Raw genomic sequence first — 16,483 nt, 5'->3', positions numbered from 1 at the left:
GTTTTTCCTCCGTTTCCTGCAACCACCGGTCGCACAATTCCAATCATTTCGCAGTTTGCTGGAATTTTGAACAATCGTTGCTGAAATTGGTGACAAGACGCAAAAGATGGTCTACCAAAGCGGCCTCAGGCCAGCCGCGAGGTTGGACTGGTGGTCCAAGTCTCGGGAGGAACCCTGACGCGCACAAGCAGCGTCACCCCGTCAAACAACGAGCAAATCTAATTTTTCGGGTGAAATAGGGTCGACACAATTTTTAGAGCAGGGCTTTCGCCCTGCTCTTTTTTTTCGACAGGACGAATCGCAGTCGACGGCGCAAGAGAGATGTCCTCAACGAACCCGATCGAAAGCAGCTTCGAACTCGCGGCCGAACGCTGTGAGGATCTGAGGCCGCTGGTCTACCGCCGTCTGCATGCCGAGCATCCCCAGACGCTGGCGCTGTTTCGCAGCGAAGGCAGTGAGCTCGTCAAGGGCTCGATGCTGGCAATGACCATCGAAGCGATTCTCGACTTCGCCGGCGAACGCAGCGGCAAATTCCGCATGATCGAATGCGAGGCGGTCTCGCACGACGCCTACGGTACGCCGCGCGAGCTTTTTGTGGCATTCTTCGGCGTGATCATGCGGACGCTGCAGGAGCTTCTCGGACCGGACTGGACCGCCGGAATGGATCGGGCGTGGCGCGACCTGATTGCCGAGATAGAGACGGTGGTAGGTGAAACGGCCTAAAACAGTTCGCGCTCGAGGAAGTTCGAGCCGATGCCCGCGGTCCGCTTCACCGGATCGAAATCGCAATAGACGCCGTCGGCAAACAGCGTGTAGCTGGCGACGATGGTATCCCTGTTGAGCTTGACCGAGTTCAGGCCGATCACCGCGGTTTGCTTGCCGCCGTTCCATTTGAACGGCGTCGTGCTCTGCGCCCTCTCGCAAGCCGTCACCGCTTCGGCAAAGACGGCGCTTTCGACAAAGGCCTTGGTAGTCTGCAACTGTCGCAGCGTTTTCCAGTTCATGTAGAAGGAGCCGGCGAGTCCTGCGATCAAGAGGACGATGAGCCCGATGGTGATGCGCTGAAGATTCATATTCTCCCTGCCCCTCAATGAGATTCTAGAACGGCGTCCCCATTAGCTTCGACAACCGCTCGATGTTGAGATAGCCGGCCTGATAGGCCCACATCCCGATCGCGAAAATGATGCCCGATATCACGGTGGTCCAGACCAGCTTGCGGCCCATCCTGGCCAGGATCGGGGCGCCGGGATCGGTGCCGGGCGCGCCCTCGCCGTCCTCATGCTGGCTGCGCACGCCGAAAGGCAGCGTCAGGAACAACGTCACCCACCAGAGCACGAAGTAGACCGCCAGTGCCGTTGAGATGCTGTAGAACATCGTCAGGCCTGTTCGATCTCGACCAGCGCGCCGGAAAAGTCCTTGGGGTGGAAGAACAGCACCGGCTTGCCGTGCGCGCCGATCCTGGGCTGGCCATCGCCGAGCACGCGGGCGCCGTCCTTGATGAGCTGGTCGCGCGAAGCGATGATGTCGATCACCTCGTAGCAGACGTGATGAATGCCGCCGTCGGCATTGCGCTCGACGAACTTGGCGATCGGCGAGGATTCCCCGAGCGGCTCGATGAACTCTATCTTGGTGTTGGGCAGCGTCACGAACACGGTGACCACGCCGTGCTCGGGCAGCGGCACGGCTTCGGAAATCTGCGCATTGAACGCGCCGCCATAGATCTGCGCGGCCTTCTTCGCATCCTTGACCGCGATCGCCACATGATTGAGCCGGCCCAGCATGTCTGTCTCCCAAACCCTTTCGATCACACTCCGAGGACGTGGACGAAGCACAGCGGCTTCTTGCCCCATTCCTCGTTGACCGCCGCGCGCACCGCCCGGCGCACCGATTCGGCCAGCGCATCCGGATCGCGCCGGCGCGCCCGCGGCAGGCCCTCTACCGTCGATACCACCACATCGAACACGATCTCGTCGAGCACCTCGCCAGCCGCATTTTTCTCGGGGATGCCGACCAGATCAACCTCGGGATCGTCGGCGAGCTCGCCCTTCCCGGTCATGGCGATCGCGACAAAGGCGCAGCCTGCGAAACCCAGCTTGCGCCGCTCGACCACGGCGCGCGACTTGGCCTCCTCGAGGATGGTGCCGTCCTTGTAGAGCCGCCCTGCCGGCAGCTCGTCGATGATTCCGGGGTCTCCCGGACCGAGCTTGACCAGGTCGCCGTTGCGGCAGGTGATCACCTTCGGCACGCCGGCCGCTCGCGCCAGCTTGGCGTGCTCGGACAAATGCAACGCCTCGCCATGCACGGGGATCAGGATCTGCGGGCGGACCCAGGAAATCATGTCGCGCAGCTCGTCGCGGCGCGGATGGCCGGAGACGTGCACGAGGTGCGTGCGGTCAGTGATGACCTCGACACCCTGATCGACGAGGCCGTTGATAATGCTGCCGACCGCCTTCTCGTTGCCGGGAATGGTGCGGGAAGAGAAGATCACGGTGTCACCCTTGTTGAGGGTGACCGCCGGATGGTCGTTGCTCGCGATGCGCGCCAGCGCGGCACGCGGCTCGCCCTGGCTGCCGGTGCAGATCGCCAGCACCTTGTCCGGCGGGAAGTGGCCGTAGAGGTCCATGCCGCGAAAACTCTTTGTGCCGTCGAGATAGCCGCATTCGCGCGCCACCTGCACTACCCGCTCCATAGCGCGGCCGACCACCACGACTTCGCGGTCGGCGGCCCTGGCGGCGTCCGCGACGGCCTTCACCCGCGCCACGTTGGACGCGAAGGTGGTGACCGCCACCCGGCCCTTGGCCGATTTCACCAGGCCCGTGATGATGGTTGCGACTTCGGCCTCCGAGGGCGAACGGCCGTCGCGCACGGCATTGGTGGAATCGCCGACCAGCGCCAGCACGCCGGCTTCGCCGAGCTCGCGCAACCGCTTCTCGTCGGTCGGCGGCCCCATGATCGGGGTGGGATCGAGCTTCCAGTCGCCGGTATGCAGCACCGTGCCGAGCTCGGTGTGGATCGCCAGCGCATGCGATTCCGGAATCGAATGCGCCACCGGAATGAACTCGACATTGAACGGGCCGAGATCGATGCGTCCGCCGGATGGCACCACGGTAACGGGGATTTTCGGCGGGTTGCGCTCGCCTTCCAGCTTGGCCTCGAACAGCGCCGCGGAAAACCGCGTCGCGTAGATCGGACATTGCAGCTTCGGCCAGAGATCGATTATGGCGCCGAAATGGTCTTCATGGGCGTGCGTCAGCACGATGCCCACCAAATTCTTGCGTTCCTTCTCCAGGAAAGAGATGTCGGGCATGATCAGGTCGATGCCCGGCAGGTGTTCCTCGTCGCCGAAGGAGACGCCGAGATCGACGGCGAGCCAGGCGCGTTGGTGCCGGCTGCCGAGCCCGTAGATCGACAGGTTCATGCCGATCTCGCCGACGCCGCCGAGCGGCGCGAAGGTAAGCTCATCCGGCCGCGCCATCAGGATGCCCTCATGGAGGCTGCCGAGCCGAAATAGACCTCGCCCGCCGCCACCGGCACGCGCTTGCCCTCCGGCGTGCGGACGATCAGGCAGCCGGCCTCATCGATGGTATCGAAGATGCCTTCGATGGTGGCGTTACCCGTATTGATGGCGACCTTCTCCCCAAGACCGGCGGCCCGCTCGAGCCAGCGCGTCCTGATCTCGGCGAAGCCGCGACCCTTGTCCCAGATACCGCGAAATTCGACCCAGGCATCGGAAAGTGCACGGAACAATTCTTCGGCACCGATCTGGATGCCCAGCGCATGCAGCGAGGTCGCAGGCGTCGGCGTGCCCTCGGGCGCCGCGACGACATTGGTGCCGATGCCGACGACGACCGCGAGCCCTGCGGGAACGGCCTCGGCCTCCAGCAGGATACCGGTAAGCTTCTTGCCGCCGGCCAGGACGTCATTCGGCCATTTCAGGCCGAACTTGAACGGGTCGCCCCCGCCCGCGCGCAAGGCGGCTTCGATGCTGACGGCGCGCACCGCCGCGTCGAGCGACAGCCCTGCGGCAAAGCCGAGGGTCGCCGCCACGGCCGGCGTCACGTCGATGACTTCGAGGATGCTGCTGGCGAGGTTGCCGCGCGGTGCGATCCAGGCGCGCTGGCGCCGGCCGCGCCCGGCAGTCTGCTCCGTGGTCACGAACCACATCGGTCCGCGCTCGCCCTCGCGGGCCCGGACCATCGCCTCCGCATTGGTTGAGCCGATCCGATCGAAAGCGGCGAGCTTATAGCCCGCCGACCTGGCCCGGGGGCCGAGCGTGATTGTCATCTTATGTTTTTGCGCATGATGTTCTCCGAAAACCGGTATTCACTTTTCGGCATCATGCGCCCTAGAACAACGACTTCGCCGCGGCCGTGGCGACGCTGACCAGCGGTCCGGGATAAGCGAAGTAGAGGATGTTGAAGATACCTGCCACCGCCAGCACCGTGCGCAATTCGATGCGTACGGGATCGAACTTGCCGGCGGGCTCGTCGAAATACATCACCTTGATGATGGACAAATAGTAGAAGGCGCCGACGACGCTGGTCAGCACGCCGATGACGGCGAGTGTGAACAGGTCGGCCTTGATCGCGGCGACGAAGACGTACCACTTGGCGAAGAACCCTGCGAGCGGCGGAACGCCGGCAAGCGAGAACAGCAGCATCGCAAAGAAAAAGGCGAGCAGCGGGTTGGTTCGCGAGAGGCCGGAGAGATCCTTGATCTCCTCCACGGCCTGACCGTTGCGCTTCATGGCGAGGATGATGGCGAAGGAGCCGAGCGTCATCGCGACATAGATCGCAATATAGATCAGCACCCCCTGCGCGCCCTCGACCGTGCCCGCGGCAAGGCCGACCAGCGCAAAGCCCATGTGGCCGATCGAGGAATAGGCCATCAGCCGCTTGATGTTGGTCTGGCCGATCGCAGCAAAGGCGCCGAGCGCCATCGAGGCGATCGAGACGAATACCAAAATCTGCTGCCATTGCGGCACGATGCCCGGAAACGCCGTCAACGTCACGCGCGTGAACACAGCGAGGGCTGCGACCTTCGGCGCGGAAGCAAAGAACGCGGTAATCGGCGTCGGCGCGCCCTCATAGACGTCGGGCGTCCACATATGGAACGGCACCGCCGAAACCTTGAAGCAGAGGCCGGCGAGCAGGAAGACGACGCCGAACACGATGCCGGTGCTGCCGGTCTTCGCCGCGGCCGCGATGCCGGCGAAGCCGACGGTGCCGGTGAAGCCGTAAATCAGCGAGGCGCCATAGAGCAGCATGCCCGAGGACAGCGCGCCCAGCACAAAGTACTTCAGGCCCGCTTCGGTGGACTTGGCATTGTCGCGGTTGGACGCGGCGACGACATAGAGCGCAAGGCTCATCAGCTCGAGCCCGAGGTAGAGCATGATGAGATCGCCGGCCGAGATCAGCACCATCATGCCGAGCGTGGAGAGCACCACCAGGATCGCATACTCGAAGATGCGGCTCGACGGGTTGGACAGGAACTCCGCCGACAGGATCAGCGTCGCCGCCGAGCCGATCAGCGCCAGGATCTTCAGGAAGCGGGCAAAATCGTCGACGATGAAGCTGCCGCCGAAGGTGGTGAGCTTGCCGGCCGGCAGCATCAGCTCCAGCGCGCCGGTGACGATCAGCAGCAGGATCGACAGCCAGGTGACGGCCCGCGTGGTGTCCTGCCCGCGATAGGCTCCAAGCATCAGCAGCACCATGGCTCCGGTGGCGAGCACCAACTCGGGCAGCACCGGCAGCAACTGATAACCTGCACTCTGGAAATTCATGGCGCGTATCCTTCGGCTGCCGCGGTCATTGCAGCAGCGCGGCTGCCTTCACGGCAGTCACTGCAGTATTGTAGTTGTTGACGAGTTGCTGGACCGACGCCGCCGACATGTCGAGCACCGGCTTCGGATAGACGCCGAACAGGATGGTCAGCGCCACCAGCGGGAACAGGACCAGGCCTTCGCGGAAGGTCAGGTCCTTGATCGAGGCCAGCGACGGCTTCGTCATCGCGCCGAACACGACCTTACGGTAGAGCCAAAGTGCGTAAGCGGCCGACAGGATCACGCCGAAGGTGGCGAAGAACGTCGTCGTGATCGAGACCTTGAAGGTGCCGATCAGCGTCATGAACTCGCCGACGAAGCCGGATGTGCCGGGCAGGCCGACATTGGCCATGGTGAAGACCATGAACACGAAGGCATAGAGCGGCATTCGGTTGACGAGGCCGCCATAGGCCGCGATTTCGCGGGTATGCATGCGGTCGTAGACGATGCCGACGCAGAGGAACAGCGCGCCGGAGACGATGCCGTGCGAGATCATCTGGAATACGCCGCCGGCCACGCCCTGCATCGTGCCGGCAAAGATGCCCATGGTGACGAAGCCCATATGCGCGACCGATGAATAGGCGATCAGCTTCTTCATGTCGTCCTGCATCAGGGCGACCAGCGAGGTGTAGACGATGGCGATCACCGACAGCGTGAAGATCAGCGGCGCGAAATCGTGCGAGGCCAGCGGGAACATCGGCAGTGAGAAGCGCAGGAAGCCGTAGCCGCCCATCTTCAGGAGGATCGCGGCCAGGATCACCGAGCCTGCGGTCGGCGCTTCGACGTGGGCGTCGGGCAACCAGGTGTGCACCGGCCACATCGGCATCTTCACTGCGAACGACGCGAAAAAGGCCAGCCACGCCCATGTCTGCAGACCGCGCGGCACGGCCGTGCGCATCAGGGTCGGGATGTCGGTGGTGCCGGCATTCCAGTACAGCGCCATGATGGCGAGCAGCATCAGCACCGAGCCGAGTAGCGTATAGAGGAAGAACTTGAAGGACGCATAGACCCGGCGCGGGCCGCCCCAGACGCCGATGATCAGGAACATCGGGATCAGGCCGCCTTCGAAGAACAAATAGAACAGCACGAGGTCGAGCGCCGAGAAGGTGCCGACCATCAGCGTTTCCAGGAGCAGGAACGCCATCATGTATTCGCGAACGCGGTTCGTCACCGACTTCCAGCTTGCGATGATGCAGAACGGCATCAGGGCGGTGGTCAGGATCACGAAGGGCAGCGAGATGCCGTCCACGCCCATGTGGTAGGTGATGCCGGTGGCAAGCCAGGACGCCTTCTCGACGAACTGGAAGTCGGCACTCGCGGCATCGAAGCGCCAGACCAGGATCAGCGACACCGCGAAGGTGACGAGCGTGGTCCACAGCGCGATCCAGCGCGCGTTGCGCGCCGCCGCCTCGTCCTCGCCGCGGACGGCATAGATCAGCAGCGCGCCGACGATCGGCAGGAAGGTCGTGACCGAAAGGATTGGCCAGGTTGTCATTGCTGGCCTCCCAAGCCGAACATGAACCAGGTGATCAGGCCGGCGACGCCAATCAGCATCGCGAAAGCGTAGTGGTAGAGGTAGCCGGTCTGGATTTTCACGACGTTGCGGGTGACGTCGAGCACGCGGGCCGAGACGCCGTCGGGCCCGAAACCGTCGATGACCAAGCCGTCGCCCTTCTTCCAGAGCTGGTAGCCGATCCACTTCGCCGGGCGGGTGAAGATCAGATCGTAGAGCTCGTCGAAGTACCACTTGTTGAGCAGGAACCGGTAGAGCAGCGGGTGCTGGCTGGCGAGTTCCACCGGCAGATACGGCCTGCGGATGTAGAACAGCCACGACACCAGGAAGCCGCCCACCATCATCGCCGTCGGCAGGAAGGCGATCACCGGATTGATGTGGTGCATCTCCTCGATGATCTTCGGATGCATCTTCAGCGACTCGCGGAAGAAGTCGTCCACCGCGTGTCCCGCGAACAGCTCCTTGAAGGGGAAGCCGGCCAGGATCGAGCCGACCGCGAGGACGCCGATCGGCACCAGCATCCAGAGCGGTGCCTCATGCGCGGCCTCGTAGTGTTCCTGGTCGTGCGGCTCGCCATGGAAAGTCTTGAAGATCAGGCGCCAGGAATAGAACGAGGTCAGGCCGGCCGCGATCACCGTCATCAGGAAGCCGTAGAAGGCGAACGGGTTGTGCGAGACGTAGGCGGACTCGATGATGGCGTCCTTGGAGAAATAGCCGGCGGTGAGCGGGAATCCGGTCAGGGCCAGCGTGCCCACCAGCATCACGAAGTAGGTGTAGGGGATGCGATCCTTCAGGCCGCCCATGTTGCGGATGTCCTGCTCGTGGTGCATCGCGTAGATCACCGAGCCGGAGCCGAGGAACAGCAGCGCCTTGAAGAAGGCGTGGGTGAACAGGTGGAACATGCCGACCGAATAGGCCCCTGCCCCCATCGCCACGAACATGTAACCGAGCTGCGAGCAGGTCGAATAGGCGACGATGCGCTTGATGTCGTTCTGCACGAGGCCGACGGTGGCGGCGAAGAACGCGGTGGTGGCGCCGAAGAACATCACGACGGCCTGCGCGTTCGGCGCCAGCTCGAACAGCGGCGACAGCCGCGCCACCATGAACACGCCGGCAGTCACCATGGTCGCGGCATGGATCAGCGCCGACACCGGGGTCGGGCCCTCCATGGCGTCCGGCAACCAGGTGTGCAGCAGGAACTGCGCTGACTTGCCCATCGCGCCCATGAACAAGAGCACGCAGGTCAGCGTCAGCGCATCGGCCTGCCAGCCGAAGAAGTTGATGGTCTTGCCGGTGAGGCCTGGAGCTGCATGGAAGATGGTCTCGAAATCGGTCGAGCCGACCAGCATGAACACGGCAAAGATGCCGAGCGCGAAGCCGAAATCGCCGACGCGGTTGACGATGAAGGCCTTGATCGCCGCCGCGTTGGCCGACGGTTTCTGGTACCAGAAACCGATCAGCAGGTAGCTCATGAGGCCGACGCCTTCCCAGCCGAAGAACAGCTGCACGAGGTTGTCGGCGGTCACCAGCATCAGCATCGCGAAGGTGAACAGCGACAGGTAGCCGAAGAAGCGCGGCCGGTACGGATCCTCGTCCATGTAACCGATGGAATAGAGGTGCACGAGCGAGGATATGGTGTTGACCACGACCAGCATGACCGCGGTCAGCGTGTCCACCCGCAGCGCCCAGGCCACTTGCAGGTCGCCGGAGTTGATCCAGGGTAGCAGCGCGATGCGGGCGTCGTGCTTGAGGAAGCCGACATCGACCAACGCGAACCAGGACAGTGCGGCGGAAACGAACAGCAGGCCGGTGGTGATCAGCTCGGCCGCGCGCGAGCCCTGCGCCGGCGGCTCGGAGACGTGGTGGTCGTCGTGCCCGTGATCGTCGTGGCCATGGTCGTCATGGGCGACCGACGCGTGGGCATGGCCGTGATCGCCGTGATGCTCGACGGTATCGCCGCTCGGATTGCGGGCATGCGCGCCGAAAATCGAGATCAGCCCCGCGAGGATGGCGCCGAGCAGCGGCAGAAAGACAATTGCCTGATACATGCCCCGCCCTAGCCCTTCATCAGATTGACGTCTTCAACCGCGATCGAGCCGCGGTTGCGGAAATACACGACCAGAACGGCAAGGCCGATCGCCGCCTCCGCAGCGGCGACCGTCAGCACCAGCAGCGCGAACACCTGCCCGACGATGTCGCCGAGGAAGGTCGAAAACGCCACCAGGTTGATGTTGACCGCGAGCAGGATCAGCTCGATCGACATCAGGATGACGATGATGTTCTTGCGGTTGAGGAAGATGCCGAGGATCCCGAGCGTGAACAGGATGGCGGCGACCGAGAGATAATGTCCGAGCCCGATGGTCATTTCACCCACTCCGCCGCATCCGCATCCTGCAGGCCCTGGCCGGAAGCCACCTTGCGCACGCTCATGGCAAGCTCGGGCGTGCGCGCGTTCTGCACGTTGATGTCCTGCCGCTTGATGTAGGCCTTGTGGCGCAGCGTCAGCACGATGGCGCCGATCATGGCGACCAAGAGCACGATGCCGGCCAGCTGGAAGTAATGGATGTACTTCGTGTAGAGCACGAGGCCGAGCGCCTCGGTGTTGCTGACATTGGTCGGGATCGCCGCGGTGATCGCCTTCGGCGCACCGGGCGCGATCAGCCAGGAGCCGACGATCAGGAGCAGCTCGAACATGAAGATGCCGCCGATCACGAGACCGACCGGCAGATATTCGATGAAGCCCTCGCGCAGCTGGGCGAAATCGACGTCGAGCATCATGATCACGAACAGGAACAGCACGGCGACCGCGCCGACATAGACCACGACCAGGATCATCGCCAGGAACTCGGCGCCCATCAGCACGAACAGGCCGGAGGCGTTGACGAAGGCTAGGATCAGGTACAGCACCGAATGCACGGGATTGCGCGAGACGATCACCATGACAGCCGAGGCCACGCAGACGCCGGCAAAGAGATAGAAGAACAGCGCGGGAAGGATCATGCCCTCACCTCACCGGTACGGCGCGTCGAGCTCGATCGCCTTGGCGATCTCGCGCTCCCAGCGGTCGCCATTGGCGAGCAGCTTGGCCTTGTCATAGTAGAGCTCCTCGCGCGTTTCAGTCGCGAATTCGAAATTCGGTCCCTCGACGATGGCATCCACCGGGCAGGCCTCCTGGCACAGCCCGCAATAGATGCATTTCACCATGTCGATGTCGTAGCGCACCGTGCGCCGCGTGCCGTCGTTGCGGCGCGGGCCGGCCTCGATCGTGATTGCCTGCGCCGGACAGATGGCCTCGCACAGCTTGCAGGCGATGCAGCGCTCCTCACCATTGGGGTAGCGGCGCAGCGCGTGCTCGCCGCGGAAGCGCGGCGAGATCGCACCCTTCTCGAAGGGATAGTTCAGCGTCGGCTTCGGCTTGAAGAAATAGCGCATGGCGAGGAAGAACGCCGATACGAATTCCGACAGCAGAAGCGAGCGGGCTGTGGCGTTGATGTTGACACTCATCGCAATCGTCCTTTGGTCCGAGCCGTGCGCGCCATCATTGAAGCGTCTCGCCGAAGTAGTAGCCGAGCCCCGTCAGGATCGGGATATCCGCCAACAGGATCATCCGAGCCATGGACGCGCTTCGCTCGCGCTGCTCGGCCGTCCTTGTATCCGACGGGTGCGCCGTCCCGCGCTTGAGTGCGAAGCTCACCGCCAGAAACGCAACCAGAGCCATCGCGAATCCGATTGCAGCACCGATCAATCCCGCGCTCGACAACGTCATGACGACCTCACTTCGGCGCAATGCCGGCGAACTGCAGCACGCCGGCCACAATCACCACCATCGCCAGCGACAACGGCAGGAACACCTTCCAGCCCAGCCGCATCAGTTGATCGTAGCGGTAGCGCGGCACGATCGCCTTCGCCATCGCGAACAGGAAGAACATGAAGAAGAGTTTCAGCGAGAACCAGATCACGCCGGGAATCCAGGTGAACGGCGGCAGGTTGACCGGCGGCAGCCATCCGCCGAGGAACAGGATCGTCGCCATCGCGCACATCGTGGTGATGGCGACGTATTCGCCCAGCATGAACAAGAGATACGGCGTCGAGCCGTATTCGACCATGAAGCCCGCCACCAGCTCGGACTCCGCTTCCACGAGATCGAAGGGCGGCCGGTTGGTCTCGGCGAGCGCCGAGACGTAGAACACCACGAACATCGGGAACAGCGGCCAGACATACCAGTTCAGGATGGTGAGCTGCGGCAGGCCGATCAGGCTGGCAAGACCGCGCGCATTCTGCGCCTCCACCACGGCAGACAGATTCAGCGAGCCGGCGCACAGCAGCACCGTGATGATGACGAAGCCGATCGAGACTTCGTAGGACACCATCTGCGCCGCCGAGCGCAGCGCGGCGAGGAACGGGTATTTCGAGTTCGACGACCAGCCGGCCATGATGATGCCGTAGATCGACAGCGAGGAGATCGCGAAGATGTAGAGGATGCCGACGTTGATGTCGGCGATCACCCAGCCGAGATGCACCGGGATCACGGCCCAGGCGGCGAGCGCCAGGACGCAGGACACCAGCGGCGCCAGCAGGAACACGCCCTTGTTGGCGCCGGACGGGATGACCGGCTCCTTCAGCACGAACTTGAGCAGGTCGGCGAAGGATTGCAGCAGGCCCCAGGGGCCGACCACGTTGGGGCCGCGCCGGATCTGCACCGCCGCCCAGATCTTGCGGTCGGCGAGCAGGATGTAGGCGATCGCGACCAGCAGCACGACCAGCAGCAGGACGCTTTGCGCCACCATCACGATCAGCGGCCAGAGGAAGCCGGTCCAGAATTCGCTTGCGAGGAATTCAGCCATCAGCGCACGCTCACTCCGCTGCCGTCAGCATCCGCCCCGAGGCAAGGCGGGAACATTCCGCCATCACCACGGAGGCCCGTGCGATCGGGTTGGTCATATAGAAATCCTCGATTGTCGGCTTGAACGCCGCCTTGTCGACGTTGCCGCCCTTGCCGGCCAGCGCCTTGACGTCGTCGGCCTTGCCAGGCTCGATCTGGTCGATCCGCATCAGGTGCGGCGCCGCCTTGAAGACTGCCTGCCGCAGCTGCGCCAGCGAGTCGTAGGCCAGCTTCTTGCCCAGCACGTCCGACAGCGCACGGACGATCGCCCAGTCCTCGCGCGCCTCGCCCGGCGGGAAGGCGGCGCGGTTGGCGATCTGCACCCTGCCCTCGGTGTTGACGTAGATGCCGGACTTTTCCGTGTAGGCCGCGCCCGGCAGGATGACGTCGGCACGATGCGCGCCGCGGTCGCCATGGGTGCCGATGTAAACGACGAAGGTTCCGTCGGCCACCTTGGTCTCGTCGGCGCCGAGCAGGAACAGCACGTCGATCGCGCCGAAGGTCGTCATCTGTGCGATCGAGAGCCCGCCGCCGGCCGACGAAAAGCCGATGTCGAGCGCGCCGCCGCGGGAGGCCGTGTCGTGCAGCACGCCAAAGCCGTTCCAGCCGTCCTTGATCGCCCCGACATCGAGCGCGAGCCTGGCGGCAAGCGACAGCACCGCCGCGCCATCGGCGCGCGACAGGCCCGCCGCGCCAACCAGCACGATCGGGTGCTTGGCGTTCTTCAGCACCTCGGCAAAGGAATGCTTGCCGGCGGTGAGATCGTTCAGCGAGTCCGTGCCCGCGCCGATATGGTCGTAATCGTAGGTCAGATCGGCCTGCGGCCCGACCACGCCGATCTTGAGCTGTCCCGTGCGCCAGCGCTTGCGGATGCGAGCATTGAGCAAGCTGCCCTCACGGCGAGGATTGGAGCCGATGATCAGAAGCGCATCGGCCTGCTCGATGCCGGCAATGGTCGGATTGAAGATGTAGGAACCGCGGCCGGCCGTGGTGTCGAACGCCTCGCCGCCCTGCACCGCCAGATTGGTCGAGCCCAGCTTCGCCAGCAGCTCCTTCAGCGCGAACATTTCCTCGACCGCCGCAAGGTCGCCGGCGATCGCGCCGATGCGGTTGCCGTGGATGTGGCCGGCCTTGGCGGCGATTGCCGCGAAGGCTTCCTGCCACGACGCCGGGCGGAGCTTGCCCTTCTCGCGGATATAAGGCCGGTCGAGCCGCTGCGTACGCAGGCCGTCGACGACGTGACGGGTCTTGTCGGAGATCCATTCCTCGTTCACGGCCTCGTTGACGCGCGGCAGGATGCGCATCACCTCGCGGCCGCGGGTGTCGACCCGGATCGCAGATCCAATGCCGTCCATCACGTCGACCGACTGCGTCTTGCCGAGCTCCCAGGGGCGCGCGGCGAACGCATAAGGCTTCGAGGTCAGCGCGCCCACGGGGCAGATATCGACGAGATTGCCCTGCAATTCGGATGTCAGCGCCTGCTCGAGATAGGTCGTGATCTCCATGTCCTCGCCGCGGCCGGTAGCGCCCATCTCCGGCGTGCCGCACACTTCCGCCGAGAAGCGGACGCAGCGCGTGCACTGGATACAACGGTTCATCGAGGTCTTGACCAGCGCGCCGAGATACTTGTCTTCGACCGCGCGCTTGTTCTCGGCGAAGCGGCTGGTGTCGACGCCGTAGCCCATCGCCTGGTCCTGCAGGTCGCACTCGCCGCCCTGGTCGCAGATCGGGCAGTCCAGCGGATGGTTGATCAGCAGGAACTCCATCACGCCTTCGCGCGCCTTCTTCACCATCGGCGAACGGGTGGAGATTTCCGGCGGCTCGCCCTTGGGGCCGGGGCGGCAGTCGCGCACGCCCCAGGCGCAGCTCGCGACCGGCTTCGGGCCGCCCTTCACCTCGACGAGGCACATGCGGCAATTGCCGGCGATCGACAGCCGCTCATGGTAGCAGAAGCGCGGGATTTCCGCGCCTGCAGCCTCGCACGCCTGCAACAGCGTGTACTCCGGCGGGACATCGATCTCTTTGCCGTCGATGATGAGTTTGGTCATCAGCTTCTTCTCAATGCGATACGTCAGACAGTTCGAGCCGCTTCTCGATCCGCTCGACGCGATCTTCCAAACGATCAAGCCGACGGTTGACGCCAGCCAGGCCTTCCTCGACGGAAGTCATGCGAACCTTCAGATCGTGAAGGTCTTCCGCCATGCGCTCCGTACGCTGGTCAATTTTGCGCAGCATCGCCAGCATGATGTTGTCGGGTTGATCCGCCATCTCCTACTCCGCCGCGACCATGTTCACGGGATCGCGGACGCCGATGTCGTCAACGTCAGCCTTGTGCGAATACTCTCCGATGCGCTCCTCGATCTCGTGACGGAAATGCGCGATCAGGCCCTGGATCGGCCAGGCCGCGGCATCGCCGAGCGCACAGATGGTGTGGCCCTCGACCTGCTTGGTGACTTCCAGCAGCATGTCGATCTCGCGCTTGTGGGCGCGGCCCTCGGCCATGCGGGAGAGCACGCGCCACATCCAGCCCGTGCCCTCGCGGCACGGCGTGCACTGGCCGCAACTCTCGTGCTTGTAGAAATAGGAGATGCGCGCGATCGCCCGAATGAGATCGGTCGACTTGTCCATCACGATCACCGCCGCGGTGCCCAGACCCGAGCGCAGCTTGCCGAGGCTGTCGAAATCCATCGGCGTGTCGATGATCTGCTCGGCCGGCACCATGCGCACCGACGAGCCGCCGGGGATCACGGCCTTCAGATTGCTCCAGCCGCCGCGGATGCCACCGCAATGGCGCTCGATCAACTCGCGGAACGGCAGGCCCATCGCCTCCTCGACGTTGCAGGGACGCTCGACATGGCCGGAGATGCAGAACAGTTTGGTGCCGACATTGTTGGGCCGGCCGATCGAGGCGAACCAAGCCGCGCCGCGGCGCAGGATGTCGGGAGCAACCGCGATCGATTCGACGTTATTGACGGTGGTCGGGCAGCCGTAGAGGCCGACATTGGCCGGGAACGGCGGCTTCAGGCGCGGCTGGCCCTTCTTGCCTTCCAGGCTTTCCAGCAGCGCAGTCTCCTCGCCGCAGATATAGGCGCCGGCGCCGTGCGCGACGTAGAGGTCGAACGGCCAGCCGTTGACGTTGTCCTTGCCGATCAGCCTGGCTTCATAAGCCTGATCGATTGCGGCCTGCAGGCGCTCGCGCTCGCGGATGAACTCGCCGCGCACATAGATGTAGCAGGCGTGCGCGCCCATCGCGAAGCTTGCGAGCAGGCAGCCCTCGACCAGCAGATGCGGATCGTGCCGCATGATCTCGCGGTCCTTGCAGGTGCCGGGCTCGGATTCGTCGGCATTGACGACGAGATAACTCGGCCGCCCGTCGGTCGACTCCTTCGGCATGAACGACCACTTCAGGCCGGTCGGAAATCCCGCCCCGCCCCGCCCGCGCAGGCCCGAGGCCTTCATCTCGTTGATGATCCAGTCGCGGCCCTTGTCGATGATCGCTTTCGTGCCGTCCCAGGCGCCGCGGCGGCGCGCCCCGTCGAGCCCCCAGTCATGGAGGCCGTAGAGGTTCTTGAAGATCCGGTCCTTGTCGTCGAGCATCTTAAGACCTTCCGAACATCAACGATTGGCCTGGGAGCAAGCGAGCCCGTTTCATGTCACTTCCTTCAGCGTGGTCGGCCCGCCCACCGGCGCCGAAAGCTGCCGATCGATCTGCGGGCCGGGCTTCGGCGGATTGCCGGAGGCAAATCCGTCCAGCACCTTGCCGAAACTCTCCTTGGTCAGATCCTCGTAGGTGTCCTTCCAGATCAGCACCATCGGCGCGTTCACGCAGGCGCCGAGGCACTCGACCTCTTCCCAGCTGAAATCGCCGTCCTTGGAGAGGTGGAAGGGATCGTGATGGATGCGGCTCTGGCAGACCTCGATGATCTCGCCCGCGCCGCGCAGCCGGCACGGCGTGGTGCCGCAGACCTGCACATGCGCCTTCTTGCCGACCGGGGCGAGCTGGAACATCGTGTAGAAAGTCGCCACTTCCAGCACGCGGATGTAAGGCATCTCGAGGAGATCGGCGACGGCGCGGATCGCGACCTCCGACACCCAGCCTTCGTGCTGTTCCTGGACGCGCCATAGGATCGCGATCACCGCCGAGGCCTGCCGGCCCGGCGGGTATTTCGCGATCTCCTTCTTCGCCCAGGCGAGATTCTCTTCCGTGAACGTGAAGCTCGCGGGCTGCAAATCCTTCGGGGCAAGGCGGCGGACGGACATCGTTCAA

The 16,483-nt window shown here is 64.1% G+C and carries 18 protein-coding genes; 1 reads left to right on the top strand and 17 read right to left on the bottom strand.

What is annotated here, in order from left to right; translation table 11 throughout:
- Positions 1–321: 321 nt before the first annotated feature.
- Positions 322–723: a globin gene (locus ACT4OC_RS06410; RefSeq protein WP_444838123.1), complete on the top strand. Its 402-nt coding sequence runs from the start codon at positions 322–324 to the stop codon at positions 721–723.
- Here ACT4OC_RS06410 and ACT4OC_RS06405 read toward each other — a convergent pair.
- From ACT4OC_RS06405 to nuoE, 17 genes are all read right to left on the bottom strand, one after another.
- Entirely contained in the window at positions 720–1,073 is a 354-nt protein-coding gene (locus ACT4OC_RS06405) for a hypothetical protein (protein ID WP_444838122.1), read from the bottom strand. The genes ACT4OC_RS06410 and ACT4OC_RS06405 overlap by 4 nt on opposite strands.
- A gap of 25 nt (positions 1,074–1,098) precedes the next feature.
- Positions 1,099–1,374 (bottom strand): DUF1467 family protein, encoded by a 276-nt coding sequence (locus tag ACT4OC_RS06400; protein WP_444838121.1) that lies wholly within the window; start codon positions 1,372–1,374, stop codon positions 1,099–1,101.
- Positions 1,375–1,376: 2 nt separating this feature from the next.
- A complete protein-coding gene (mce, locus tag ACT4OC_RS06395; protein ID WP_444838120.1) occupies positions 1,377–1,781 on the bottom strand; it encodes a methylmalonyl-CoA epimerase in 405 nt (134 codons plus the stop codon).
- A 23-nt stretch (positions 1,782–1,804) separates the two neighbouring features.
- Positions 1,805–3,475: a ribonuclease J gene (locus tag ACT4OC_RS06390; RefSeq protein WP_444838119.1), complete on the bottom strand. Its 1,671-nt coding sequence runs from the start codon at positions 3,473–3,475 to the stop codon at positions 1,805–1,807.
- Positions 3,475–4,284, bottom strand: a complete 810-nt coding sequence (locus ACT4OC_RS06385; RefSeq protein WP_444838118.1) for a biotin--[acetyl-CoA-carboxylase] ligase — start codon at positions 4,282–4,284, stop codon at positions 3,475–3,477. Before ACT4OC_RS06385 ends, ACT4OC_RS06390 begins: the two co-directional genes overlap by 1 nt.
- A gap of 61 nt (positions 4,285–4,345) precedes the next feature.
- Complete coding sequence (gene nuoN / locus ACT4OC_RS06380; RefSeq protein ID WP_444838117.1) at positions 4,346–5,782, bottom strand: NADH-quinone oxidoreductase subunit NuoN; 1,437 nt, start codon at positions 5,780–5,782, stop codon at positions 4,346–4,348.
- Between the two features lie 25 nt (positions 5,783–5,807).
- Positions 5,808–7,316 (bottom strand): NADH-quinone oxidoreductase subunit M, encoded by a 1,509-nt coding sequence (locus ACT4OC_RS06375; protein ID WP_444838116.1) that lies wholly within the window; start codon positions 7,314–7,316, stop codon positions 5,808–5,810.
- Positions 7,313–9,382, bottom strand: coding sequence for an NADH-quinone oxidoreductase subunit L (nuoL, locus tag ACT4OC_RS06370; RefSeq protein ID WP_444838115.1), 2,070 nt, complete (start codon positions 9,380–9,382; stop codon positions 7,313–7,315). The genes ACT4OC_RS06375 and nuoL overlap by 4 nt, the downstream gene beginning before the upstream one ends.
- Positions 9,383–9,390: 8 nt before the next feature.
- Positions 9,391–9,699: an NADH-quinone oxidoreductase subunit NuoK gene (nuoK, locus tag ACT4OC_RS06365; RefSeq protein ID WP_291610809.1), complete on the bottom strand. Its 309-nt coding sequence runs from the start codon at positions 9,697–9,699 to the stop codon at positions 9,391–9,393.
- On the bottom strand, positions 9,696–10,334 hold the full coding sequence (locus tag ACT4OC_RS06360; protein WP_444838114.1) for an NADH-quinone oxidoreductase subunit J: 639 nt from the start codon (positions 10,332–10,334) through the stop codon (positions 9,696–9,698). Before ACT4OC_RS06360 ends, nuoK begins: the two co-directional genes overlap by 4 nt.
- A 9-nt stretch (positions 10,335–10,343) precedes the next feature.
- Positions 10,344–10,838, bottom strand: a complete 495-nt coding sequence (nuoI, locus tag ACT4OC_RS06355; protein ID WP_444838113.1) for an NADH-quinone oxidoreductase subunit NuoI — start codon at positions 10,836–10,838, stop codon at positions 10,344–10,346.
- A gap of 34 nt (positions 10,839–10,872) precedes the next feature.
- Entirely contained in the window at positions 10,873–11,079 is a 207-nt protein-coding gene (locus ACT4OC_RS06350) for a hypothetical protein (protein ID WP_444838112.1), read from the bottom strand.
- A 28-nt stretch (positions 11,080–11,107) separates the two neighbouring features.
- Complete coding sequence (nuoH, locus tag ACT4OC_RS06345; RefSeq protein WP_444838111.1) at positions 11,108–12,178, bottom strand: NADH-quinone oxidoreductase subunit NuoH; 1,071 nt, start codon at positions 12,176–12,178, stop codon at positions 11,108–11,110.
- A 10-nt stretch (positions 12,179–12,188) separates the two neighbouring features.
- Positions 12,189–14,264, bottom strand: coding sequence for an NADH-quinone oxidoreductase subunit NuoG (gene nuoG, locus ACT4OC_RS06340; protein WP_444838110.1), 2,076 nt, complete (start codon positions 14,262–14,264; stop codon positions 12,189–12,191).
- A gap of 10 nt (positions 14,265–14,274) precedes the next feature.
- Positions 14,275–14,484, bottom strand: a complete 210-nt coding sequence (locus tag ACT4OC_RS06335) for a hypothetical protein (RefSeq protein ID WP_444838109.1) — start codon at positions 14,482–14,484, stop codon at positions 14,275–14,277.
- Positions 14,485–14,487: 3 nt separating this feature from the next.
- Complete coding sequence (gene nuoF / locus ACT4OC_RS06330; RefSeq protein ID WP_444838108.1) at positions 14,488–15,813, bottom strand: NADH-quinone oxidoreductase subunit NuoF; 1,326 nt, start codon at positions 15,811–15,813, stop codon at positions 14,488–14,490.
- Between the two features lie 51 nt (positions 15,814–15,864).
- Positions 15,865–16,476: an NADH-quinone oxidoreductase subunit NuoE gene (gene nuoE, locus ACT4OC_RS06325; RefSeq protein WP_444838107.1), complete on the bottom strand. Its 612-nt coding sequence runs from the start codon at positions 16,474–16,476 to the stop codon at positions 15,865–15,867.
- Positions 16,477–16,483: the final 7 nt, after the last annotated feature.

It is taken from the genome of Bradyrhizobium sp. (genome assembly GCF_052389815.1).
In the GTDB taxonomy this organism is placed as follows: Bacteria; Pseudomonadota; Alphaproteobacteria; order Rhizobiales; family Xanthobacteraceae; genus Bradyrhizobium.
Note: the sequence above shows the minus strand (reverse complement) of the source record. Positions and strands in the feature narration are given on the sequence as shown.